Genomic DNA, 22,461 nt, shown 5'->3' on the forward strand with positions numbered 1-22,461 from the left:
CCGCGACGACGGTGGCTGAGCGCGACCCCACGGAACCACTCAACACACGCGAAGGGGAGGTCCGCAGTGTCGGTCTCCATCAAGCCGCTCGAGGACCGGATCGTCGTGAAGCCCCTGGAGGCGGAGACGACGACGGCCTCGGGTCTGGTCATCCCGGACTCCGCCAAGGAGAAGCCCCAGGAGGGCGAGGTCCTCGCGATCGGTCCGGGTCGGATCGACGACAAGGGCAACCGCGTCCCGCTCGACGTCGCTGTCGGTGACAAGGTCATCTACTCGAAGTACGGCGGCACCGAGGTCAAGTACGCCGGCGAGGAGTACCTCATCCTCTCGGCGCGCGACGTCCTGGCGGTCGTCGTCAAGTGATCCTGCGCCGGCCCGCGTGAGCGGGTCGGACGACGCGAAGGCCCCCGTCCTGCTGGACGGGGGCCTTCGTGGTTCCCCGGTGGGTCCGGAGCTGTGGGGCGCGGTGAGCGCCGGGTCCGGCCGTGACGGCCGGGTGGTTCAGGTCACGCAGTGGCGCAGCAGGCCGTGGTGCGGTCAGGCCGTGGTGCAGTCAGGCCGTGGTGCAGGTCAGGCCGTGGTGCGGGCGACGACGGTGCGGCCGCGCTGGGCGAGCAGCGCCGCTCGCTCGTCCTCCGACAGCCCGCCCCAGACGCCGTAGGGCTCGCGGACCGCGAGCGACTGCTCACGGCACTGCTCGATCACGGGGCACGTGGCGCACACGGCCTTGGCGGCCTCGGCGCGACGACGGCGAGCCGACCCGCGCTCGCCCTCGGGGTGGAAGAACAGGTCCTGGTCTGCGTCGCGGCAGGCTCCTTCGAACTGCCACTCCCACAGGTCCATCACGGGTCCGGGCAAGCGCGAGATCTCGGCCATGGGTCCTCCTCGTCGGTCGTCCGGCTGCGGATCCGGGCGATCGGTTGGCTGCAGTGATGCAGGCGGTGCTCGTCAGGGTGCTGCGTGATGCGGTGCTGCTCGGTGCTTCAGGCGGTGAGGTGCTGCTGTGTGCCGGCTCGTGGTGTCGGGAGCCGCCGGTGGTGCGTGGTACCAGGTTCGTGTTGTCAAGAGCCGTCGGACCTACCTCGTCGCGACGTGTGACCAGACGCTACAACCGCGCCAGAATCCGGTCAAGAGTCGTTCGCAAGATGGTCGTTGACGCGATCTGCTGCCCATCCTTGTCCCGATTTGACACGATCGGGTGACGCGATCCGAGTTGCCGCGCGCGATCCTGACGCGTTCGGGCTGGCAGAATCGCGCCATGACCTTGTCGCCGGACGACGGCTCAGTCGTGCCCGAGCACGACGACGGCGACCCCACCCCCGAGGTCGCTGCCCCCGTGCACCACGCCGCACCCCTGACGGTCGCGGCGGTCGCCGCGCGCCTCGGGGTCGCCCCCGCGACGCTGCGCACGTGGGACCGTCGCTACGGGCTCGGGCCGTCCGAGCGCTCGGCCGGGTCGCACCGGCGCTACTCGGTCGCCGACGTCGAGCGGCTGCTCGTCATGCGCCGGCTGACCCTCGACGGCGTCGCGCCCGGGGACGCCGCGCGGATCGCGAGCGTCGCGGACGTCGACGTGCCCGCGGCGGGGACCGGACGTCGAGCCGCGGTGTCACCCGTCCGAGGCCGCGCGGTGGCGGCTGCGGTCGTGGGCACGCCGACCGCGCTGGTGGACGCCGCGCTCGAGGACGACGCCGCGACGTGCCGCGCGATCGTGTCCCTCGCGCACGGCGCCGGGACCCAGGAGCTCGAACGGTGGTGGACCGAGCTGCTCGAGCCCGCCCTGACCGAGCTCAGCCGCCGCACCGTCGTCGACCGCCCGGGCGCCGACGCGGCACTCACGGTGCGAGCCGCGGCCGTCGACGCGCTGCGCGACTGGCTGCCGCCCGCGCCGCGCGGCGGCGGCGTCGTGCTCGTGCTCGTGCCGGGCGGTCAGGAGCGACCCCTGCTCGTGCACGCGCTGGCCGCGGCGCTCGTCGCCGCCGGCATCGACGCGCGCGCCGTCGGGGGACCGACGAGCGTGCACCACGCGCTCGAGCTCGTCGTGATGACCCGGCCCGGTGCGGTCGTGACGGTGTCCCGCCGGGCCGACGTCGACCTGAGCCACGTCGCCGAGATCGCCCGGGCGCACCCGTCGCTCGCGCAGTTCGTCATGCTGCCCGACGGGGCGACGGACGTGCCAGCGGGGTCGTCCGTGGCTCGCTCGCGCACGTTCCGCGGGCTCCTGCACGAGGTTCTCGCGGTGGCCGTGCGTGCTCCGAACGGGTGAACTCTCGGGCGCCGCTCGCCGGGTGAGCACGGGGGATTTGGGGCGGTGTCGGACCGTGTCATTTCGCCCAGAGGTGTCCACCTGAGCACGAAGCGCCCCGTGTGTGCGCACCCGCACCCCGCTCGGAGCCGCTAACGTCGCACTTCCGAGTGGCCGATAGCACAACGAAGGCCCGAAGGGAACGCCGCTAGAAGGAGGACACCATGGCAGGGGTGGTCGTCTGTCATGCCTCGACCGCAGTGCGCGAGCGACTGGTCGTGACATCGATCGGAGTGCCGACGCTGAGCCCGGTGCGTGCAGCGGCCACGGTGGACGAGCTGCTCGCCCACGCGCGTCGCGTCCCGCCGACGGTCGTGCTGCTCGACGCGCACATCCCGGCGCCCGGTGCGGGTGAGGCCATCCGCCGCCTGCGTGCCGTGGCGCCCGGCGTCGCGGTGGTCCTGCTCGCCCAGCCCGACGACTCCGCGGCGCTCGACCGGGCGCTCGCGCTCGGTGCCCGCGGCTTCCTCGCGCCCGATGTGGGCCGCGCCGAGCTGTCCGCCGTCGCCGCGCACGTCCTGGCGAGCCCCGTGCTCACAGGCAGCCAGCGCGCGGTCGTCGACGTGCCGCGTCCGTCCGTGCCGTCGTCCGACGGCGAGCTCGCGCCCGTTGCCGCGCCCGAGGAGCCCGTGCGTCCCGCGGTCACGCTCACGAAGCGTGAGATCGAGGTGCTCGTCGGGATGAGCAACGGCCGCTCGAACGCTCAGATCGGCGCCGAGCTGTTCCTCTCGGAGGACACCGTCAAGACCCACGCGCGGCGCCTGTTCCGCAAGCTCGGCGCGAACGACCGCGCCCAGGCCGTGGCGATCGGGCTGCGGGGCGGGCTGATCCGCTGACCTGCCGTGCCTCGCGGGCGCGTCACGACCCTCGTCGTGGCGCGCTCGCTTCTTCCCGGGGTGACGAACCGGACGGTCCCGGCGCCTGGACGGGACCGCGGAGCACCATCCCGGTCGACGTATCCTGATCGGATGACGGGACCCGACTCGCCGGCCGACCCCTTCTCGAGGATCGGCCTCACGTACGACGACGTCCTCCTGCTCCCGGGGGAGACCGACGTCATCCCGAGCGAGGTCGACACGACCTCCCGGCTCACGCGCGAGATCGACGTGCGCGTGCCCCTGCTGTCCGCCGCGATGGACACGGTCACCGAGTCGCGCATGGCGATCGCGATGGCCCGCCAGGGCGGTGTCGGCATCCTGCACCGGAACCTGTCGATCGCCGACCAGGCGCACCAGGTGGATCGCGTCAAGCGGTCGGAGTCCGGGATGGTGTCCGACCCGGTGACGGTCGGTCCCGACGCGACGCTGGCCGAGCTCGACGAGCTGTGCGGGCAGTACCGGGTGTCCGGTCTGCCGGTCGTCGACGGCGAGCGTCGCCTGCTGGGCATCATCACCAACCGCGACCTGCGGTTCGTGCCGCCGGGCGAGTTCGAGACGCGCCGCGTGCGCGAGGTCATGACGCCCATGCCGCTCGTGACCGCGCCCGTGGGCATCGAGCGGGACGACGCCGCGGCGCTGCTCGCCAAGCACAAGATCGAGAAGCTGCCGCTGGTCGACGCCGCGGGCGTGCTGCGCGGCCTCATCACGGTCAAGGACTTCGTGAAGTCCGAGCAGTACCCGCTGTCGACCAAGGACAGCGAGGGGCGCCTCGTCGTGGGTGCCGCGATCGGGTTCTTCGGCGACGCGTGGGAGCGCGCGACCGCGCTCACCGAGGCGGGCGCCGACGTGCTCGTCGTCGACACGGCGAACGGTCACGCGCGCCTCATGCTCGACATGGTCCGGCGCCTCAAGTCCGACCCGGCGACGCGGCACGTGCAGGTCATCGGCGGCAACGTCGCGACGCGCGAGGGTGCCCAGGCGCTCGTCGACGCGGGTGTCGACGCCGTCAAGGTCGGCGTGGGTCCGGGCTCGATCTGCACGACGCGCGTCGTCGCGGGCGTCGGCGTGCCGCAGGTGACCGCGATCTACGACGCGTCGCTCGCGTGCAAGCCCGCGGGCGTGCCCGTGATCGGCGACGGCGGCCTGCAGTACTCGGGCGACATCGCCAAGGCGCTCGTCGCGGGTGCGGACACGGTCATGCTCGGCTCGCTGCTCGCCGGCTGCGAGGAGTCGCCCGGCGACCTCGTGTTCGTCAACGGCAAGCAGTTCAAGCACTACCGCGGCATGGGCTCGCTCGGGGCGATGGCCTCGCGCGGTCGCATCTCGTACTCCAAGGACCGCTACTTCCAGGCGGACGTGGCCTCCGACGAGAAGATCGTGCCCGAGGGCATCGAGGGCCAGGTGCCCTACCGCGGCCCGCTCGCGGCCGTCGCGCACCAGCTCATCGGCGGCCTGCACCAGTCGATGTTCTACGTCGGCGCGCACACCATCCCCGAGCTGCAGCAGCGCGGGAAGTTCGTGCGGATCACCGCGGCGGGGCTCAAGGAGTCGCACCCGCACGACATCCAGATGACGGTCGAGGCGCCGAACTACTCCTCGCGTCGCTGACCTCACGCCACGCGAACGACGGCGGTCGTCCCCGGGCTCGGGGCGGCCGCCGTCGTGCGTCTGCGCACGCCGGGACCGGTGCCGGTCCGAGCCTCAACGTTTCAGCCCTGGGACGGCTCGACGAGCCGTGGATACCGTCCTCCATCTCGACGACGCCGGACCGGGTGCCCACCCCATGTGAGCGCGCTCATCCGGCGGCGCAGCCCTCGCACGCTGCGGTGCGGCGCGTGCGCGACGGAAGGAGCAGGGGTGTCCTACGGACGACCGGTCCGACGAGCGGGAGCGGGGCTGCTGGCAGCACTCGCCCTCGTGCTCGGGTCCTTGACGGTGGCGGCGGCGCCGACGAGCGCCGCCACGACGAGCGGGTGCGGCACCACGCCGAACCTCTCCACGGGTGAGCACACCATCCAGAGCGGCGGCCAGAACCGCACGTTCCGGCTCGACGTGCCGGCCGGCTACGACCGCAACAAGCCGTACCGGCTCGTGGTCGGCATCCACTGGTGGTACGGCAAGTCGAGCGACGTGGTCAACGAGAACTACTACGGCCTGAAGCCGCTCTCGAACAACACGACGATCTTCGTGGCGCCGCAGGGCATCGACGACGCCTGGCCCAACACCAACGGTCGGGACCTGGCGTTCATCGACGCCATCCTGCAGCGCGTCGAGTCGACCCTGTGCGTCGACACCACGCAGCGGTTCGCACTCGGCTTCAGCTACGGCGGTGGCATGAGCAACGCGATCGCGTGCGCGCGGGCCAACGTGTTCCGAGCCGTGGCCATCCTCAACGGCGCGCAGCTGTCCGGCTGCGACGGCGGCACGCAGCCCATCGCGTTCCTCGGCTCGCACGGCGTGAGCGACGACGTGCTCAACATCTCGATGGGTCGCCAGCTGCGCGACCGTGCACTGCGGAACAACGGCTGCACCGCGCAGAACGCGCCCGAACCCGCACCCGGCAGCGGCACGCACACGCGGACGGCCTACCAGTGCCGCGACGGCTACCCGGTCGAGTGGTTCGCGTTCGACGGCGGGCACGCGTGGGCCGCGCGGGACCGCGGGCAGGGCCAGTCGTGGGTCCCGGGTGAGGTGTGGCGGTTCTTCACGTCGCTGACGTCGACGACCCAGACGCCGACCCCGACCCCGACGCCGACCCCGACGCCGACCCCGACGCCGACCCCGACCTCGACGCCGACCCCGACGCCCACGTCCGGGCCGACGACGCCGCCGACCGGCGGGTGCGTGGCCGCGTACCGCACGGTCAACTCGTGGCCGGGCGGCTACCAGGGGGAGATCAGCGTGACCGCCGGTTCGGCCGGGGTCAGGGGCTGGACGCTCACCTGGGACCTCGCGGGCGGGCAGGGCATCTCGCAGCTGTGGGGCGGCGACCTGAGCGTGAGCGGGTCGCGCGCGACCGCCACGAACGCGTCCTGGAACGGTGCGCTCGCGCCGTCGGGCTCCACGACGGTCGGTTTCATCGGCACGGGTTCCCCGAGCACGCCGGCAGTGGCGTGCGCGGGCAGGTGACCGGCACAGGCTGACGCCGGCACCCGCACGGGACGCCGTCCGCGTCCGGGTCGGCGCGGGCGGCGACCCGCGGCGCGGACGGCGGCTCGTCAGCACGCGGCGGCAGCAGGGCCCCTTCCCGCCGGGCCCTGCTGCCGCCGCGCGCGTGTCAGGGCGTGGTGAGCACGGGCGCCGAGCCGGGCAGCGCCATGAGGGCGTCGAGCACGGACTGCGCCGCCTCGGCGGCCTTGCGGGCGTGGTAGGCAGCGCGCCAGGCCGCGACGGCGACGGCCTGCCGGTCGTGCAGCTCCTGCGGTCCGGCGGCGGCCAGCGCGGGCGACGCGGAGATGACGCGCTCGAGGACGTCGAGGGTCGCGAGCGCGTCGGCGTCGGCGGTGTGCAGCAGTCCGGTGACCACGTCGTGGTGCTCGCACAGGTCGACGAGCCGGCGCCCGCCCTCGCGCGTCGGGTCGGCCATGCGGTCGAGGACCATCGGGTCGAGCACCGGGCGCACCGCGCCACCGAGCCGCTGCGCGAGCGGGGCCCGTCCGTGGCGCTCGAGCTCGGCATCGAGCACCGCGAGGTCGAAGTCGGCGTTGTAGGCCACGAGCGCGCTGCCGCCCAGCAGCGCCGCCGCGATCTCGTCGGCGATCTCGTCGAGCGCCGGGCCCGGCTCGGCGCCGTGCGCCCGCACGTGCTCGGTCGTCAGCCCGTGGATCGCGCCCGCGGCCGCGGGGATCTCGATGCCCGGGTCGATCAGCCACGTGCGCACGTGGCTCCCGGTGGCGTCGCGTCGGACGAGGGCCGCGCTGACGACCCGGTCCCGGCGGACGTCGACGCCCGTCGTCTCCGTGTCGAAGCCGAGCAGGGGGACCTTGGCCCAGCTCGCCGCGTCCCACCGAGTTGCGTCCCGCCGCGCTGCGTCCCGCATTGCTGCGTCCCGCGTCGCTGCGTCCGTCGTCGTGTCCCGCGTCGCCGTGTCCCGACTCGTGCCGTTCATCGGCGCAGCATCCCACCGCGCGCCCACACCCGCGGCGCATCCGCACCGCGGTGCCCGGAACGTGTCGACCTGCGCCACGTGCCCGGCTCGCGCATCCGGTCCCGTCCGTCGCGCCGGTAGGCTCGGGGGTGAGCAACGAGATCGAGATCGGCCGTGGCAAGCGCGGACGGCGTGCCTACTCCTTCGACGACATCGCGGTGGTGCCCTCGCGGCGCACGCGTGACCCGCAGGACGTCTCCGTCGGCTGGCAGATCGACGCCTACCACTTCGACCTCCCGGTCGTGGCCGCGCCCATGGACTCCGTGATGAGCCCCGCCACGGCGGTCGCACTCGGGAACCTGGGCGGCCTCGGCGTCCTCGATCTCGAGGGCCTGTGGACCCGGTACGAGGACCCGACCCCGTTCCTCACGGAGATCGCGGCGCTCGACCCGGCCCGCGCGACGGCGCGCATGCAGGAGATCTACGCCGCACCGATCCAGCCGGAGCTCATCACCGCGCGGCTCAAGGAGATCCGGGCCGCGGGCGTGACGGTCGCCGGCGCGCTGTCGCCGCAGCGCACGCAGGAGCACTGGCGCACGGTCGTCGACGCGGGCGTCGACCTGTTCGTCATCCGCGGCACCACGGTCTCCGCCGAGCACGTCTCGGGCAACGCGGAGCCGCTCAACCTCAAGCGCTTCATCTACGAGCTCGACGTGCCCGTGATCGTCGGCGGCGCGTCCACGTACACCGCGGCGCTGCACCTCATGCGCACGGGTGCGGCGGGCGTGCTCGTCGGGTTCGGCGGCGGCGCGGCGCACACGACGCGCGTCTCGCTGGGCATCCACGCGCCCATGGCGACGGCCGTCGCGGACGTCGCGGCCGCGCGTCGCGACTACCTCGACGAGTCGGGTGGCCGCTACGTGCACGTCATCGCCGACGGGGGCGTCGGGCGCTCGGGCGACCTGGTCAAGGCGATCGCGTGCGGTGCGGACGCCGTGATGCTCGGTGCCGCGCTCGCGCGCGCCGACGAGGCGCCGGGCCGCGGCTTCCACTGGGGCCCCGAGGCGCACCACTCGCACCTGCCGCGCGGGGAGCGTGTCGAGGTCGGCACGTCCGGGACGCTCGAGCAGATCCTGTTCGGCCCGGGCCGCACCGCCGACGGCACGCTCAACCTCATCGGTGCGCTGCGTCGCGCCATGGCGACGACCGGCTACTCCGACCTCAAGGAGTTCCAGCGCGTCGAGGTCGTGCTCTCGCCGTACCAGCCGCGCTGACCTGTGACGGATCCGCCCCGCTGACCGACGGTCGGCGGGGCGGTTCTGCGTCTGGCGCGTCTGCGTCTGGCGGGTCTGCGTCGGGTGGAGCGTGTGCGGGTGCCGGCTCAGCGCGGCGTGGGCTCGTCGTCGTCCAGGCGGTCGTCGAGGCGCGCGTAGAGCAGCGCATGCACCTTCTCGACGCGCGGGATGTCGTCGAACTCCAGCGGGTCGTCGGACGCCGACTCGACGATCAGCGTCCCGGTGCGCAGGATCCGGTCGACCAGGCCGTGCCGGAACTGCACGCTGTTGATGCGCAGCACGGGGATGTCGATGCCCGAGCGCGTGATGATGCCCTGGCGGAACATCACGCGACGGTCGGTGATGACGAAGTGCGTCGTGCGCCAGCTGACGAACCTCACCACGAACCAGACGAGGGCCGCGAGCCACACCACGCCGATCCCGATGCCCACGACGGTCGCCGTCGTGTCGCTCACGGAGTCGCCGGTCGACCACAGCAGCCCCCACGCGCCGAGCGCGGTGGCGACGAGCAGGACGAGGCCCGGTCCGATGAGCGCCTTGATGTGCGGGTGCTTGTGCACCACGACCACCTCGTCGTCGGTCAGCACGTCCATCGGGTAAGCCACGGGTCCTCCTCGCGTCCGGTCACGCGCAGCATCCCACGTCGCGGGGCCGCGTAGGGCCGCTTGCCGCCGAACCGGTGAACGAGCAGGTCAGACGACGATCTCGCGCAGGCGTCGGGTCGTGCCGTCGCTCGCGTGGTGCCGCCCGACGGGCACGACGAGCGGCGTCCCGGAGACGGGATCGTCGATCACCTGCGCGGTCATGCCGAACACCTCGGCGACGAGCTCGGGGGTCACGACGTCCGCAGGAGCGCCCTGCGCGACGAGGCGTCCCTCGCGCAGGGCGACGAGGTGGTCGGTGTAGCGCGCGGCGAGGTTGAGGTCGTGCAGGACCATGACGATCGTCGTGCCGCGCGACCGGTTGAGGTCGGTGAGCAGGTCGAGCACGTCGACCTGGTGCGCGACGTCGAGGAACGTCGTGGGCTCGTCGAGCAGGAGCACGTCGGTCTCCTGCGCGAGCGCCATCGCGATCCACACCCGCTGGCGCTGGCCGCCGGAGAGCTCGTCGACGGGCCGGTCGGCCAGGTCGAGGATGTCCGTGGCGACGAGCGCGGTCTGCACCGCGGCCTCGTCCTGGGCGGTCCAGCGGCGGAACCAGCCCTGGTGCGGGTAGCGGCCCCGCCCGACGAGGTCCGCGACCGCGATGCCCTCGGGGCTCACGGGCGTCTGGGGGAGCAGGCCGAGCACGGTCGCGACCTCGCGCGAGCCGATCGCGTCGATCGGGGTGCCGTCGAGCAGCACGCGACCGGCCTTGACGCGCAGGAGACGCGCCATGGCGCGCAGCAGGGTCGACTTGCCGCACGCGTTCGCGCCGACGATCGTCGTGATCCGGCCGGCCGGGATCTCGAGCGTCATGTCGTGCACGACGACGCGGTCGTCGTAGCCGATCGTGGCGGCCTCGACCGCGAGCGTGTGCACCGCGCTGCGCGACGTGTCGTTCACAGGCTTCCTCCCGAACGGTTGGTCCTGGCCAGGAGCCAGAGCAGGTAGGGCGCACCGAGGACGCCGGTCACGACGCCGACCGGGAAGCGCGACCCGAGCAGGTGCTGACCGGCGAAGTCGCCGACGAGGACGAGCAGCGCGCCCACGAGCGCGGCGGGGACCAGCAGCGACCCCGTGCCGCGGATCAGCCGGTGGGCGATCGGCCCGGACAGGAACGCGACGAACGCGATGGGCCCGGCCGCTGCCGTCGCCACGGCGACGAGCGCGACCGCGACCAGGAGCAGCGACAGGCGCGCGCGGTCGGGTCGCACGCCGAGCGCGGCCGCGGTGTCGTCGCCGAGCTGCAGCGCGGCGAGGTGGCGTGAGAGCACGAGCAACGCGGGGACGAGCACGGCCGTCGCGAGCGCGAGCGGCCCGACCACGGGCCAGAACGCCGAGTTGAGGCTGCCGGTGAGCCAGCGCAGCGCCTCGTTCGCGTCGTACACGCCCGCGCGTGTCATGGCGTAGCTGATGACGGAGTCCAGCATCGCGCCCACGGCGATCCCGACGAGGATCAGACGAGCGCCCTGCACGCCGCGACGCCAGGACAGCGCGTAGATCGCGCCCGCCACCGCGACGCCCGCGACCACCGCGACGCCCGAGAGCGCAGCGCCGCTGAGCCCGAACGTCGTGATGGCGACCACGGCGGCGGCGCTCGAGCCCGCGCTGATCCCGATGATGTCGGGACTCGCGAGCGGGTTGCGCAGCATGGTCTGGAAGACGACGCCGCCCATGCCGAAGCCGATCCCGACGAGCAGACCGGTCAGCATCCGCGGCGTGCGCAGCGTGCCGATCGTGAAGCTCGCGCCGGGGACCTGCTCGCCGAGCAGCACCCGCAGCACGACGAGCGGGCTGTACGTGCGCTCGCCGACGCACAGGGTCACGACGACGACCGCGAGCAGCAGCACCGCGAGCGCAGTCAGCACGGCGCGCCGGCGGCGGGTGCGCGTGCGACGACCCGCGGCGACGAGCGCCCCGGGCGCCTCCTCGGGTGCCCCGCCCGGCGACGACGGCCGGTCCAGCACGGTGGTCACAGGTCACGCACCTTCTGCCGGCGGATGATCGCGATGAACACCGGTGCACCGAGCAGCGCGGTGACGATCCCGACCTCGATCTCCTGCGGCCGGGCGACGACGCGCCCGACGACGTCGGCGACCAGCAGCAGCGCGGCGCCCAGCGCGGCGGAGTAGGGAAGCAGCCAGCGGTGGCTCGGGCCGGTGTACCGGCGCGCGAGGTGCGGCATGACGAGCCCGACGAAGCCGATCGGCCCGGCGATCGCGACGGCTGCGCCGCACAGCAGGACCGTCGAGGTCGCGCCCACCGCGCGCACGAGCCCGAGCCGCTGCCCGAGCCCGGTGGCCACCTCGTCGCCCAGCGCGATCGCGTCCATGCCGCGTGCGCAGCCGACCGCGAGCACCGCCCCGACGACGAGGAACGGCACGACCTGGCCGATCTCGGCGAACGACGCGCGGCCGAGCGAGCCGACCTGCCAGAACCGGAACGTGTCGAGCACGTCGGTGCGCGTGAGCAGCACCATCGAGACCATCGAGACCAGCGCGGCGCTGGTCGCCGCGCCGGCGAGCGCGAGCTTGAGCGGCGTCGCCCCCTCGCGGCCCATCGAGCCGATCGCGTACACGAGCAGCGAGGCGAGCGCGGCGCCCAGGAACGCGACCCAGATGTACTGCGTGAGCTGCGACATCCCGAACCACGCGATGCCCAGCACGACGAACAGCGAGGCGCCCGAGCTCACCCCCAGCAGACCGGGGTCGGCGAGCGGGTTGCGGGTGAGGCCCTGCATCACCGCGCCGGCGAGCCCGAGCGCCGCGCCGACGAGCAGGCCGAGCACCGTGCGCGGGACGCGCGACTGCACGGCCGCCTGCGCGATGTCGTCGGTGTCGGGGTGCAGCACGCCCGCGACCACGTCGGACCAGCCGACGACGCGCGAGCCGAACGCGAGCGAGCACACGACCGCGACGGCGACCGCGAGCACGCACAGGACGAGACCCGTGACGCGCCGACGGTGCAGCGACCCGACCCGCCCCGGTGCGGGGCGGGTCGGGGTCGCTGCGGACGGCGCGAGGGTCATCCGACCTTCTCGGCCGCCGCCTGGAACAGGTCGAGGTAGTCGTCCAGCGCCCACGGGACGGACAGGATCGTCGGGCCGGACGTGGCCGCGGCGAGCGGCGTGGCGTCCGGGACCACCGCGACCGAGCCGCGCGCGACGGCCGGGATCTTGCTCAGCAGCGGGTCGGCCTGCAGCGCCGCGAGCGTGCTGTCGTCGCCGTAGGCGACCAGGACGTCGACGTCGGACAGCACGTCGGCCTGCTCGGCAGACAGCTCCACGTAGAACGCGTCCGTGTCGCTCGCGAGGTCGACGACCGACGGGGCGTCCGTCATGCCGAGGTCGTTGACGAGCTGCACGCGCGAGTCCAGCGGGGTGTACAGCGAGATCTTGCTGGCGTTCGCCTGGTCGATCCAGACGTATGCGAACGTCTTGCCCTCGATGTCGGGGCGCGCCGCGAGGCCCTCGGCGATCGTCGCCTCGACGTCGTCGATCAGCGCCTGCGCCTCGTCGGCGAGGCCGAGCGCCTGGCCGTCGATCAGCGCCATGTCCCGCCAGTTCGTGCCCCAGGCCGCGTTCGGGTACGAGACGGTCGGCGCGATGCCCTGCAGCGTCGTCCAGTCCTCCTTGGACAGGCCCGAGTAGGCCGCGAGGATCACGTCGGGCTCGGTGTTGGCGACCGACTCGAACGGGATGCCGGCGGTCTCGTCGAACAGCGTGGGCAGGTTCTCGTCCGTGCCGCCGATGGCCTCGAGCGCCTCGAACGTCCACGGCAGGACGCCGTCGGTGTCGTCGTCGCCGTACGTCGACTTCTGGATGCCGACGGGCACGATGCCGAGCGCGATCGGCACGTCGTGGTTGCCCCAGTTGACCGTCGCGACCCGCTCGGGCTTGGACTCGACCGTCGTCGCGCCGAACGTGTTCGGGATCGTGACGGGGAACAGGTCCGCGGCCGGCGCGTCCGCGGTGGGGGTGGACCCGCCGGCGGTGGCGTCGCCACCGGTGGGGCCGTCGGACCCGCACGCGGTCAGGGCGAGCGCCGTGGCGGCCACGACGGCGGCGTACTGCAGGGGACGCAGGGCGCGCCGACGGGCGCGCGGGAGAGCGGAGCTCATGAGGATCCTCACGGTGGGAAGCTGCTCGTGTCATCGGCCCGGCGGGGGCGGCCGGTCGGTCGTCGACCTCCGGCTCGTTCGCTTAGGCGAGCCTCACCTTAGTCCTGCTCGTCGTGCACGCCAACGTCGTCCGCGTCACACCGACGGCACCCGACGTCGCGGCTGCCGCCCTGGCGCGATGGCTTGCCCCGGGCGCCCGGCCGGGCCCGGCGGCGTCGCCCGATCGGGCCGCGGGGCGCCGCCGGGCCCGGACAGATCCCGCGCGTACCCTGGCGGGCATGGCTCAGGAACACGACGGTCAGCACGAGCAGCGACCCGCAGCCGAGCTCTTCGACCCCGAGACGGACCCGCTCGCCACCTACGTGCTCGAACCCGAGGACGTCGCGACGCTCCTGCGCCGGGTCGTCGCGTCGCCCGGCGCGAGCACGTCCACGTCGCACGCGCCGTTCACGGGCGCCCCGATCGCGGCGGTCCCGCTCTCCACGCCCGAGGACGTCGCGCGCGCCGCGCGCTCGGCACGCGCCGCGCAGCGCCTCTGGGCGGCCCGTCCGGTGCGTGAGCGCGCCGCCGTGCTGTCCGCGGTGCACGACCTCGTGCTCGAGCGGCAGAGCGACGTGCTCGACCTCATCCAGCTCGAGACCGGCAAGGCGCGGGTCTCGGCGTTCGAGGAGGTCGCCGACATCGCGCTCGTCTCGCGGCACTACGCGGCGCGCGCCCGCCGCTACCTCGCTCCGCGCCGCGTGCTCGGGACGGTGCCGGGGCTGACGAGCACGCGCGTCCTGCGTCACCCCGTCGGGGTCGTCGGCATCATCGCGCCCTGGAACTTCCCGCTGACGCTCACCCTGGGCGACGTGCTCCCCGCGCTCGTCGCGGGCAACGCGGTCCTGCTGCGACCCGACCCGCAGACCGCGCTGACCGCGCTGTGGGCCGCCGAGCTGCTCGAGGACGCGGGGCTGCCCGCGGGCGTGCTGCAGGTCGTCGTCGGCGACGGGCCGAGCATCGGCGGCGCGGTGATCGAGCACAGCGACCACGTGAGCTTCACGGGCTCGACGCGCACCGGTCGCGTCGTGGCGGCGAGCGCCGGCGAGCGGCTCGTGCCGGCGACGCTCGAGCTCGGCGGCAAGAACGCGATGTACGTCGCGGACGACGTCGACGTCGAGGTCGCGGCCGAGGGCGCCGTGCGCGCGTGCTTCGTCGGTGCGGGTCAGGTGTGCGTGAGCATCGAGCGGATCTACGTGCACCGTGACGTGTTCGACGAGTTCGCGGCCGAGCTCGCGCGCCGCACGCGCGAGCTGCGCCTGGGCACCGGGCTGGACTACCGCAGCGACATCGGCTCGCTCACGTCCGCAGCGCAGCTCGCGACCGTCGTCGAGCACGTCGAGGACGCGCTCGGCCTGGGTGCGCGGGTGCTCGCCGGTGGCGTGCACCGCAGCGACCTCGGCCCGTGGTTCTACGAGCCGACCGTCCTGGTGGACGTCTCGCCGCACGCGCGCCTGTTCCGCGAGGAGACGTTCGGGCCCGTCGTCGCGCTCTACCCCGTCGCGTCCGACGACGAGGCGGTCGCCGCCATGAACGACACCGAGTTCGGGCTGAACGCGAGCATCTGGACCGCCGACGCGCGGCGCGGTGCCGCGCTCGCGCGCCGTGTCCACGCGGGGTCGGTCAACGTCAACGAGGGCTACGTCGCGACGTGGGGCTCGCTGGGTGCGCCGCAGGGCGGGTGGGGCTCGTCCGGCATCGGCGTGCGGCACGGGCGCGAGGGCCTGTGGGAGACGACGAGGCTGCAGTCGATCGCCGTGCAGCACGGCGCGCACGGCGTGCTCGGGCTGCCGCCGATGGGGCTGCGCCGGCTGTTCGAGCTCGGCACCGACGTGTGGCCGCAGGTCTACACCGAGCTGCTGCGCGCGATGAAGGCCGCGCGTCTGCCCTGACGGGCGGCCGGCTCACGTCGGGCCTCGGCACGCGAACGGCGGACGGGCCGACCCGCAGAGGGGCCGGCCCGTCCGTCGTCAGGCGGGGGAGGGGACGGTCAGGGACGTCCGCCCGTGACCACGTCGACGGCCAGGCGCGCGATCGCGAGCTCCTCGTTCGTCGGGAACACGACGACCGTCGTCGGCGAGGAGTCCGTCGAGATGATCGTCGGCTCCTTCTTGCGGCCCGCGTTGCGCTCGAGGTCGATCTCGATGCCGAGCCGCTCGAGCCCCTCGCACGCACGAGCACGCACGATGTCGTCGTTCTCGCCGACCCCGGCGGTGAAGGCGATGACGTCCACGCCGCCGAGCACCGCCGTGTAGCCGCCGATGTACTTCTTGATCCGGTGGGCGTAGACGTCGATCGCGACCTTCGCGCCCGCATCGCCCTCCTCGACCAGCCGGTGGACCTCGCGCAGGTCGTTCTGACCGGTCATGCCCTTGAGGCCCGAACGGCGGTTGAGCAGGTCGTCGACCTCGTCGACGTCCATCCCCGCGTTGCGCATGAGGTGGAACGTCACGGCCGGGTCGATGTCGCCCGAGCGCGTGCCCATGACGAGGCCCTCGAGCGGCGTCAGACCCATCGACGTGTCGACCGCGTGGCCGTTCTTCACCGCCGACGCCGACGCGCCGTTGCCGAGGTGCAGCACGATCGTGCTCGTCTGCTCCACGTCACGCCCGAGGAACGCGGCGACCTCGTGCGAGACGTACTGGTGCGACGTGCCGTGCGCGCCGTACCGGCGGACGCTGTGCTTCTCGGCGACGTCGCGGTCGATCGCGTAGGACGCGGCCGCGGCCGGCAGGTGGTGGAAGAACGCCGTGTCGAACACCGCGACGTGCGGCACGTCGGGCAGCAGCGCGCGACCCACGCGGATGCCGGTCAGGTTGGCCGGGTTGTGCAGCGGTGCGAGCGGCGAGAGCTGCTCGATCTGGTGCTCGACGAGCGCGTCGACCAGGACCGGGCCGTCGAACACCGGGCCGCCCTGCACGACGCGGTGACCCACCGCGATCACGTTGGCGCGCGACAGGTCGGGGCCGACCGCCTCGAAGAGGCTCAGCACGCGACGCAGACCCTCGCCGTGGTCCGGGACGGGCAGCTCGCGCTCGGTGGTCGACGTCTGCGTGACGTGCTTGAGCGAGCCCACCTCCTCGCCGATCCGCTCGACGATGCCCCAGGCGATCGCCTCGCCGCCGACCGGGTCGACGAGCTGGTACTTGATCGACGACGAACCGGAGTTGACGACGAGGACGCTCGTGCTCTGGGTGGTCATGCCTGCTCCTCCTCGCCGGCCCGCTCGGCCTGCGCCTGGATCGCGGTGATCGCGACGGTGTTGACGATGTCCTGCACGAGCGCGCCGCGCGACAGGTCGTTGACGGGCTTGCGCAGACCCTGCAGCACGGGGCCGATCGCGACCGCGCCCGCGGACCGCTGGACCGCCTTGTAGGTGTTGTTGCCGGTGTTGAGGTCCGGGAAGACGAACACCGTGGCCCGGCCCGCGACGGTCGAGTCCGGGAGCTTGGTCTGGGCGACGGACGCGTCGACCGCGGCGTCGTACTGGATCGGGCCCTCGACCGACAGGTCGGGGCGACGCTCGCGGACGAGCGCGGTCGCGGCGCGGACCTTGTCCACGTCCGCGCCCGTACCCGACGCGCCCGTCGAGTACGACAGCATCGCGATGCGCGGCTCGATGCCGAACTGCACGGCCGTCTCCGCCGACGAGATCGCGATGTCCGCGAGCTGCTCGGCGGTCGGGTCCGGGATCACCGCGCAGTCGGCGTACACGAGCACGCGGTCCTCGAGGCACATGAGGAACGCGCTCGAGACGTTCGAGACGCCCGGGGCGGTCTTGATGATCTCGAAGCTCGGCTTGATGGTGTGTGCCGTGGTGTGCACCGCGCCCGAGACCATGCCGTCGGCCAGGCCGAGGTGCACCATCATCGTGCCGAAGTACGAGACCGACGGGACGATCTCGCGCGCCCGCTCGATCGTCATGCCCTTGTGCGCGCGGATCTTGGCGTACTCCGCGGCGAACCGGTCGACGTACTGCGGGTCGTGCGGGTCGATCACGTCGGCGCCGTCGAGCGTGAGGCCGAGCTCGGCCGCCCGCGCCCGGATCGCGCTCTCGTCGCCCAGGATCGTCAGGTCCGCGACGCTGCGCTGCAGCAGCGTCGAGGCCGCGCGCAGGATCCGGTCGTCGTTGCCCTCGGGCAGGACGATGCGGCGGCGGTCGGCGCGCGCCCGGTCGAGCAGCGTGTACTCGAACATGAGCGGCGTGACCACGTCGGGCTTGGCGACGTCGAGGGCCGCGAGCAGCGCCGGGCCGTCGACGTGCCGCTCGAACAGCGACAGCGCCGTGTCGACCTTGCGCTGCGAGTCGGCCGACAGCCGCCCGCGGGTCGAGGCGACCGTGCTGGCCGTGCGGAACGTCCCGAAGTCCGTCGCGATGATCGGCAGCCGGCTGCCGAGGCCCTCGACGAGCCGCGAGATCGTCTTCGACGGACGGAACCCGCCGTTGAGGATGATGCCCGCGAGCGTCGGGAAGCCGTCGGCCTGGTGGGCGAGCAGCAGGCCCAGCAGGATGTCCGAGCGGTCGCCCGGGGTCATGATGACCGCGCCGTCGGACAGGCGACCGAGCAGGTGCTCGATCTCCATGGCGCCCACCAGCATGTCGAGCACCTCACGCCCCAGCAGCGCGTCGTCGCCCGAGATCAGCGTGCCCTCGACCGACTCCATCAGCTGACGCATGGTCGGCGCCGAGAGCAACGGGCTCTCGGGCAGCGTCCACGTCGGCCGACCGATCGCGTTCTGCACGAGGCGACGCACGACGTCGAGCGCAGGCTGCGCGCACCGGTTCGGCACGACCGCCGCGACGTGCGCGTGGTTGACCGCGAGCTCGTTGATCGCGACCTCGACGACCTGCTCGATCTCGTCGGGACGGCGCTTGTTGCCGTTGACGACGAGGACCACCGGCGCGCCCAGGTTCGCCGCGATGCGCGCGTTGAACGCGAGCTCGGTCGGCGAGGCGACATCGGTGTAGTCGGTGCCGACGATGACGACCGCGTCGCAACGTCGCTCCACCGCGTGGAAGCGCGCCACGATCTGCGACAGCGCCTCCTCGGGGTTGTCGTGCACCTTCTCGTAGGTCGTGCCGATGCACTCGTCGTACGACAGGCCGACCCCGTCGTGCTCGAGCAGCAGCTCGAGCACGTAGTCACGGGCCTGGGTCGACCGCGCGACGGGGCGGAACACCCCGACGCGCTGGACGGTGCGGGCGAGGAGGTCGACGAGCCCGAGGGCGACCGTCGACTTCCCGGTGTCCCCCTCAGGGGAGGCGACATAGATGCTGCGTGCCACGGTGGGCGTACTCCAGTCCTGCTGGTCGTGCTGATGGGGCGGGCGGTGGCGTCCTACTCGTTGTCACCGCCCGTGAAGACGGTGGCGTCGACCTGCTCGGAGCTCGACAGGTCCTGCGCGTCGGGCCACACCCAGTCCCGCACCGACGGCAGGTCCTCGCCGTGCTCGCGCGTGTACTGGCGGGCCTCGAGGCGCGCGTCCACCATGCGCTGACGCAGCCCCGCCTGCGAGGCGCGCAGCCAGTGCACGTGGTCGATCACGTCGATCACCAGGTGGAACCGGTCGAGGTCGTTGAGCATCACCATGTCGAACGGCGTCGTGGTCGTGCCCTCCTCCTTGTACCCGCGCACGTGCAGGTTCGCGTGCCCGTTGCGGCGGTACGTGAGGCGGTGGATCAGCCACGGGTAGCCGTGGTACGCGAAGACGATCGGGCGGTCCGCGGTGAAGATCGTGTCGAACTCCGCGTCCGTCAGACCGTGCGGGTGCTCACGCGCGTCCTGCAGGCGCATGAGGTCGACGACGTTGACCACGCGCACCTTGAGCTGGGGCAGCTCGCGGCGCAGGATGTCGACGGCCGCGAGCACCTCGAGCGTGGGCACGTCGCCCGCCGCGGCCAGCACGACGTCGGGCTCCTCGTCGGGCGCCTCCGAACCCGCCCACTCCCAGATGCCCAGCCCGCGCGTGCAGTGCGCGACGGCCTGGTCCATCGTCAGGAAGTTCGGCGCGGGCTGCTTGCCGGACACCACCACGTTGACGTACTGACGGCTGCGCAGGCAGTGGTCGTACGTGCTCAGCAGCGTGTTCGCGTCCGGCGGCAGGTACACCCGCACGACCTCGGCCTTCTTGTTGACCACGTGGTCGATGAAGCCGGGGTCCTGGTGGCTGAAGCCGTTGTGGTCCTGACGCCAGACGTGGCTGGACAGCAGGTAGTTCAGGCTCGCGATCGGCCGGCGCCACGGGATGTCGTTCGTGACCTTGAGCCACTTCGCGTGCTGGTTGAACATCGAGTCGACGATGTGGATGAAGGCCTCGTAGCTCGTGAACAGGCCGTGGCGCCCGGTGAGCAGGTAGCCCTCGAGCCAGCCCTGGCACTGGTGCTCGGACAGCATCTCCATGACGCGCCCGGCGCGGGCCAGGTGCTCGTCGACCTCGGGGCTCTCGAAGTCCGCGTTCCACTGCTTGTCCGTGACCCCGTAGACGGCCTGCAGACGGTTCGACGCCGTCTCGTCCGGGCCGAAGATCCGGAAGTTGTCGGGGTTGCGGCGGATGACCTCGGTCAGGTACTCACCGAGCACGCGCGGCGCCTCGGAGATCGAGCCGCCCGGCGTCGGCACGTCGACCGCGAAGTCGCGGAAGTCCGGCAGCCGCAGGTCGCGCAGCAGGATGCCGCCGTTCGCGACCGGGTTGGCGCTCATGCGCAGGTCGCCGGTCGGGGCCAGCGCACGGATGTCCGGGTCGAGCGCGCCGGTCGCGTCGAACAGCTCGGCGACCCGGTAGGACGCGAGCCACTGCTCGAGCACCTCGAGGTGCTCCGCGGTGTCCCGCGCGTTCGCGAGCGGCACCTGGTGCGCGCGCCACGAGCCGGTCGTCTTCTTGCCGTCGATGTAGTCCGGACCGGTCCAGCCCTTGGGGGTGCGGAAGACGATCATCGGCCACTGCGGACGGCTCACGTCGCCCTGGGCCGCGCGCGCCTTGATCGCGGCGATCTCGTCGAGCACCTCGTCGAGCATCGCCGCGAACCGGCGGTGCACCTCGGCGATCGGCTCGTCCTGGTCGTAGCCGCCCTCGAAGAAGAACGGCTTGTGGCCGTACCCGACCATGAGCGCACGCAGCTCGTCGTCGCTGATGCGGTCCAGCACGGTCGGGTTGGCGATCTTGTACCCGTTGAGGTGCAGGATCGGCAGCACGACACCGTCCTGCGCGGGGTTGACGAACTTGTTCGAGTGCCAGCTCGTCGCGAGCGGGCCGGTCTCGGCCTCGCCGTCGCCGACGACCGCGGCGACCAGCAGGTCGGGGTTGTCGAACGCCGCGCCGTACGCGTGCGACAGGGCGTACCCGAGCTCGCCGCCCTCGTGGATCGAGCCCGGCGTCTCCGGGGCGACGTGCGAGGGGATGCCACCCGGGAACGAGAACTGCTTGAACAGGCGGCGCAGGCCCTCCTCGTCCTCCGTGATGTCGGAGTACGTCTCGGAGTAGGTGCCGTCGAGGTAGGCGCTCGCGACCAGGCCGGGCCCGCCGTGACCGGGGCCCGTGACGTAGATCGTCGACTGGCTGCGCTCCGCGATCGCGCGGTTGAGGTGCGCGTACAGGAAGTTCAGGCCGGGCGTCGTGCCCCAGTGGCCGAGCAGCCGGGGCTTGACGTGGTCGCGCGTGAGGGGCTCACGCAGCAGCGGGTTGTCCAGCAGGTAGATCTGCCCCACCGACAGGTAGTTGGCAGCACGCCACCACTTGTCGATACGGTCCAGCGTCGCGTCGTCGATCGCCGTGCCGCTGCCTGACTGCCATGTCGTCGTGGTGCTCATATCGCTCCCCGTGTCGTCCCACGGTCGCGCCGCGGGTGGTTCGAGCCGGTTCCAGCCAACCCTGCGAGCAGCGCAGCCCGTGGGACGTCCTACCCAGGGTGCAGGCGCCACTGTTCATACAACCGCATGTGGCCGTGTCACGCTCAGCGAGATCTTCGCAGGTCACGGCCGTTTCCCGGCGGCGGGCGCCCGGCACGGCGCGGCGGGTGTGACCTTCGTGACGCCCCGTCGTCTCCCGCCTGGCGGGTTACCGTGGTGACGTGCCCGAACGAGCCCCCGTGACCGCGCCAGACGAGGCCGCGCACCCGGCCCCGGACACGTGGTCCGTGCGGGCGGCCGGCGAGCCGACGACCATGCTCCGCGCCGCCGTGCGACCCAGGATGCTCGTCATGGCGCTCCTGCTCGCCGCGGCCGCCACGGTGTGCGGGCTGCTCGGCGCGTGGCAGCTCGACCGCGCCGAGGTCCGCGGCCACCGCGCGCAGGCCGAGCACGACGCGCAGGTCGTCGCCGCGACCCCCGTGCCGCTGGGCGACGAGCTGAGCCCGCAGACCGCGTTCCGCGGCGAGCTCGTGGCCCGCAAGGTGTCGGTGACCGGCACGTACGAGGCTGCCGGCCAGGTCGTCGTGCCGGAGCGCGTGCACGAGGGCGAGGTCGGCTACCTGGTGCTCACGCCGCTGCGCGTGAGCGACGCCGGCGGTGCGCAGGGCGCGCAGGCGGCGGGCGCCGTGCTCCCCGTCGTGCGCGGCTGGGTCGCGTCGCCCGACGAGGCCGACGAGCCTCCCGCCGGCACGGTGGCTGTCACCGGCTACCTGCAGGCGTCCGAGCAGGCCGCCCAGCAGGCCGCCGACGGCGTGCGCGACGGCCGGGCCACAGCGATCTCGTCGGCCGAGCTCGTGGGGGAGTGGGGTGGGCCGATCTACTCGGGCTACCTCGTGCTCGTCGACTCCGAGCCGGCGCAGGGCGCCACGCTCGCGCTGCTCGACCCGCCCCGCACGCCAGGCTCGGGTCTCAACGTGCAGAACCTCGCCTACGCCGCGCAGTGGTGGATCTTCGGCGGGTTCGCCGCGGCGCTGTGGCTGCGGATGGTCCGCGACGAGGCGCGGGGCCGCCCGGCGGCCGGGGTTCCACCGGCGACCCCGAGCGCGTAGCAGCATGACGGGCGCGGCCTGCGCGGCCTGACCTGCGCGTGACCGGGATCTTCCTGGGGCGAGACCGTCGTGCGACACGGCCGTTGGTGCGACGATGCACCCGGGGGACGCCGGCCGCCGGAGGCCGGCACAGCGACAGGG

At 73.0% G+C, this 22,461-nt stretch carries 18 protein-coding genes; 8 read left to right on the top strand and 10 right to left on the bottom strand.

What is annotated here, in order from left to right; translation table 11 throughout:
* Positions 1–66 precede the first annotated feature (66 nt).
* Positions 67–363: a co-chaperone GroES gene (gene groES, locus CPE01_RS09685; protein WP_146806443.1), complete on the top strand. Its 297-nt coding sequence runs from the start codon at positions 67–69 to the stop codon at positions 361–363.
* Positions 364–570: 207 nt separating this feature from the next.
* Here groES and CPE01_RS09690 read toward each other — a convergent pair whose 3' ends face one another.
* Positions 571–876, bottom strand: coding sequence for a WhiB family transcriptional regulator (locus CPE01_RS09690; protein WP_146806444.1), 306 nt, complete (start codon positions 874–876; stop codon positions 571–573).
* A 382-nt stretch (positions 877–1,258) separates the two neighbouring features.
* On the opposite strand from CPE01_RS09690, the gene CPE01_RS09695 reads away from it, so the two are divergent.
* The 4 genes from CPE01_RS09695 to CPE01_RS16425 all read left to right on the top strand — a co-directional run bounded on the left by CPE01_RS09695 (position 1,259) and on the right by CPE01_RS16425 (position 6,312).
* Positions 1,259–2,266, top strand: coding sequence for a MerR family transcriptional regulator (locus tag CPE01_RS09695; RefSeq protein ID WP_146806445.1), 1,008 nt, complete (start codon positions 1,259–1,261; stop codon positions 2,264–2,266).
* Between the two features lie 203 nt (positions 2,267–2,469).
* Positions 2,470–3,141 (top strand): response regulator transcription factor, encoded by a 672-nt coding sequence (locus CPE01_RS09700; RefSeq protein WP_146806446.1) that lies wholly within the window; start codon positions 2,470–2,472, stop codon positions 3,139–3,141.
* A 132-nt stretch (positions 3,142–3,273) separates the two neighbouring features.
* Complete coding sequence (gene guaB, locus CPE01_RS09705) at positions 3,274–4,791, top strand: IMP dehydrogenase (RefSeq protein ID WP_146806447.1); 1,518 nt, start codon at positions 3,274–3,276, stop codon at positions 4,789–4,791.
* A gap of 249 nt (positions 4,792–5,040) precedes the next feature.
* On the top strand, positions 5,041–6,312 hold the full coding sequence (locus tag CPE01_RS16425; RefSeq protein WP_222592899.1) for a CE1 family esterase: 1,272 nt from the start codon (positions 5,041–5,043) through the stop codon (positions 6,310–6,312).
* 148 nt (positions 6,313–6,460) lie between these two features.
* Here CPE01_RS16425 and CPE01_RS09715 read toward each other — a convergent pair whose 3' ends face one another.
* Positions 6,461–7,222, bottom strand: a complete 762-nt coding sequence (locus tag CPE01_RS09715) for an exonuclease domain-containing protein (protein ID WP_146806448.1) — start codon at positions 7,220–7,222, stop codon at positions 6,461–6,463.
* Positions 7,223–7,419: 197 nt separating this feature from the next.
* On the opposite strand from CPE01_RS09715, the gene CPE01_RS09720 reads away from it, so the two are divergent.
* On the top strand, positions 7,420–8,544 hold the full coding sequence (locus tag CPE01_RS09720; protein ID WP_146806449.1) for a GuaB3 family IMP dehydrogenase-related protein: 1,125 nt from the start codon (positions 7,420–7,422) through the stop codon (positions 8,542–8,544).
* Between the two features lie 107 nt (positions 8,545–8,651).
* Here CPE01_RS09720 and CPE01_RS09725 read toward each other — a convergent pair whose 3' ends face one another.
* The 5 genes from CPE01_RS09725 to CPE01_RS09745 form a co-directional block, all read right to left on the bottom strand.
* Complete coding sequence (locus CPE01_RS09725) at positions 8,652–9,170, bottom strand: PH domain-containing protein (protein ID WP_146806450.1); 519 nt, start codon at positions 9,168–9,170, stop codon at positions 8,652–8,654.
* 87 nt (positions 9,171–9,257) lie between these two features.
* Positions 9,258–10,109, bottom strand: a complete 852-nt coding sequence (locus tag CPE01_RS09730) for an ABC transporter ATP-binding protein (RefSeq protein WP_246783847.1) — start codon at positions 10,107–10,109, stop codon at positions 9,258–9,260.
* Positions 10,106–11,182: a FecCD family ABC transporter permease gene (locus CPE01_RS09735; RefSeq protein WP_371861992.1), complete on the bottom strand. Its 1,077-nt coding sequence runs from the start codon at positions 11,180–11,182 to the stop codon at positions 10,106–10,108. Before CPE01_RS09735 ends, CPE01_RS09730 begins: the two co-directional genes overlap by 4 nt.
* Positions 11,179–12,234, bottom strand: coding sequence for a FecCD family ABC transporter permease (locus tag CPE01_RS09740; RefSeq protein ID WP_146806451.1), 1,056 nt, complete (start codon positions 12,232–12,234; stop codon positions 11,179–11,181). Before CPE01_RS09740 ends, CPE01_RS09735 begins: the two co-directional genes overlap by 4 nt.
* Complete coding sequence (locus CPE01_RS09745; RefSeq protein ID WP_146806452.1) at positions 12,231–13,325, bottom strand: iron-siderophore ABC transporter substrate-binding protein; 1,095 nt, start codon at positions 13,323–13,325, stop codon at positions 12,231–12,233. The genes CPE01_RS09740 and CPE01_RS09745 overlap by 4 nt, the downstream gene beginning before the upstream one ends.
* Before the next feature lie 278 nt (positions 13,326–13,603).
* Here CPE01_RS09745 and CPE01_RS09750 point away from each other — a divergent pair, with 278 nt between their 5' ends.
* On the top strand, positions 13,604–15,256 hold the full coding sequence (locus CPE01_RS09750) for a succinic semialdehyde dehydrogenase (protein ID WP_146806453.1): 1,653 nt from the start codon (positions 13,604–13,606) through the stop codon (positions 15,254–15,256).
* A gap of 98 nt (positions 15,257–15,354) precedes the next feature.
* Here the strand turns inward: CPE01_RS09750 and CPE01_RS09755 are convergent, their stop codons facing one another.
* From CPE01_RS09755 to CPE01_RS09765, 3 genes are read right to left on the bottom strand one after another with little or no spacing between them, the layout of a single operon-like run.
* The gene (locus CPE01_RS09755) at positions 15,355–16,566 is read right to left on the bottom strand and encodes an acetate/propionate family kinase (protein ID WP_146806454.1); all 1,212 of its coding nucleotides are present in this window, start codon (positions 16,564–16,566) and stop codon (positions 15,355–15,357) included.
* The gene (gene pta / locus CPE01_RS09760; protein ID WP_146806455.1) at positions 16,563–18,650 is read right to left on the bottom strand and encodes a phosphate acetyltransferase; all 2,088 of its coding nucleotides are present in this window, start codon (positions 18,648–18,650) and stop codon (positions 16,563–16,565) included. The genes CPE01_RS09755 and pta overlap by 4 nt, the downstream gene beginning before the upstream one ends.
* Positions 18,651–18,703: 53 nt before the next feature.
* The gene (locus CPE01_RS09765) at positions 18,704–21,172 is read right to left on the bottom strand and encodes a phosphoketolase family protein (RefSeq protein ID WP_146806456.1); all 2,469 of its coding nucleotides are present in this window, start codon (positions 21,170–21,172) and stop codon (positions 18,704–18,706) included.
* Positions 21,173–21,432: 260 nt separating this feature from the next.
* Between CPE01_RS09765 and CPE01_RS09770 the strand changes: the two genes are divergently transcribed.
* Positions 21,433–22,320 (top strand): SURF1 family protein, encoded by an 888-nt coding sequence (locus CPE01_RS09770; protein WP_246783848.1) that lies wholly within the window; start codon positions 21,433–21,435, stop codon positions 22,318–22,320.
* Positions 22,321–22,461 lie beyond the last annotated feature (141 nt).

Source organism: Cellulomonas persica, assembly GCF_007989825.1.
GTDB lineage: Bacteria > Actinomycetota > Actinomycetes > Actinomycetales > Cellulomonadaceae > Cellulomonas > Cellulomonas persica.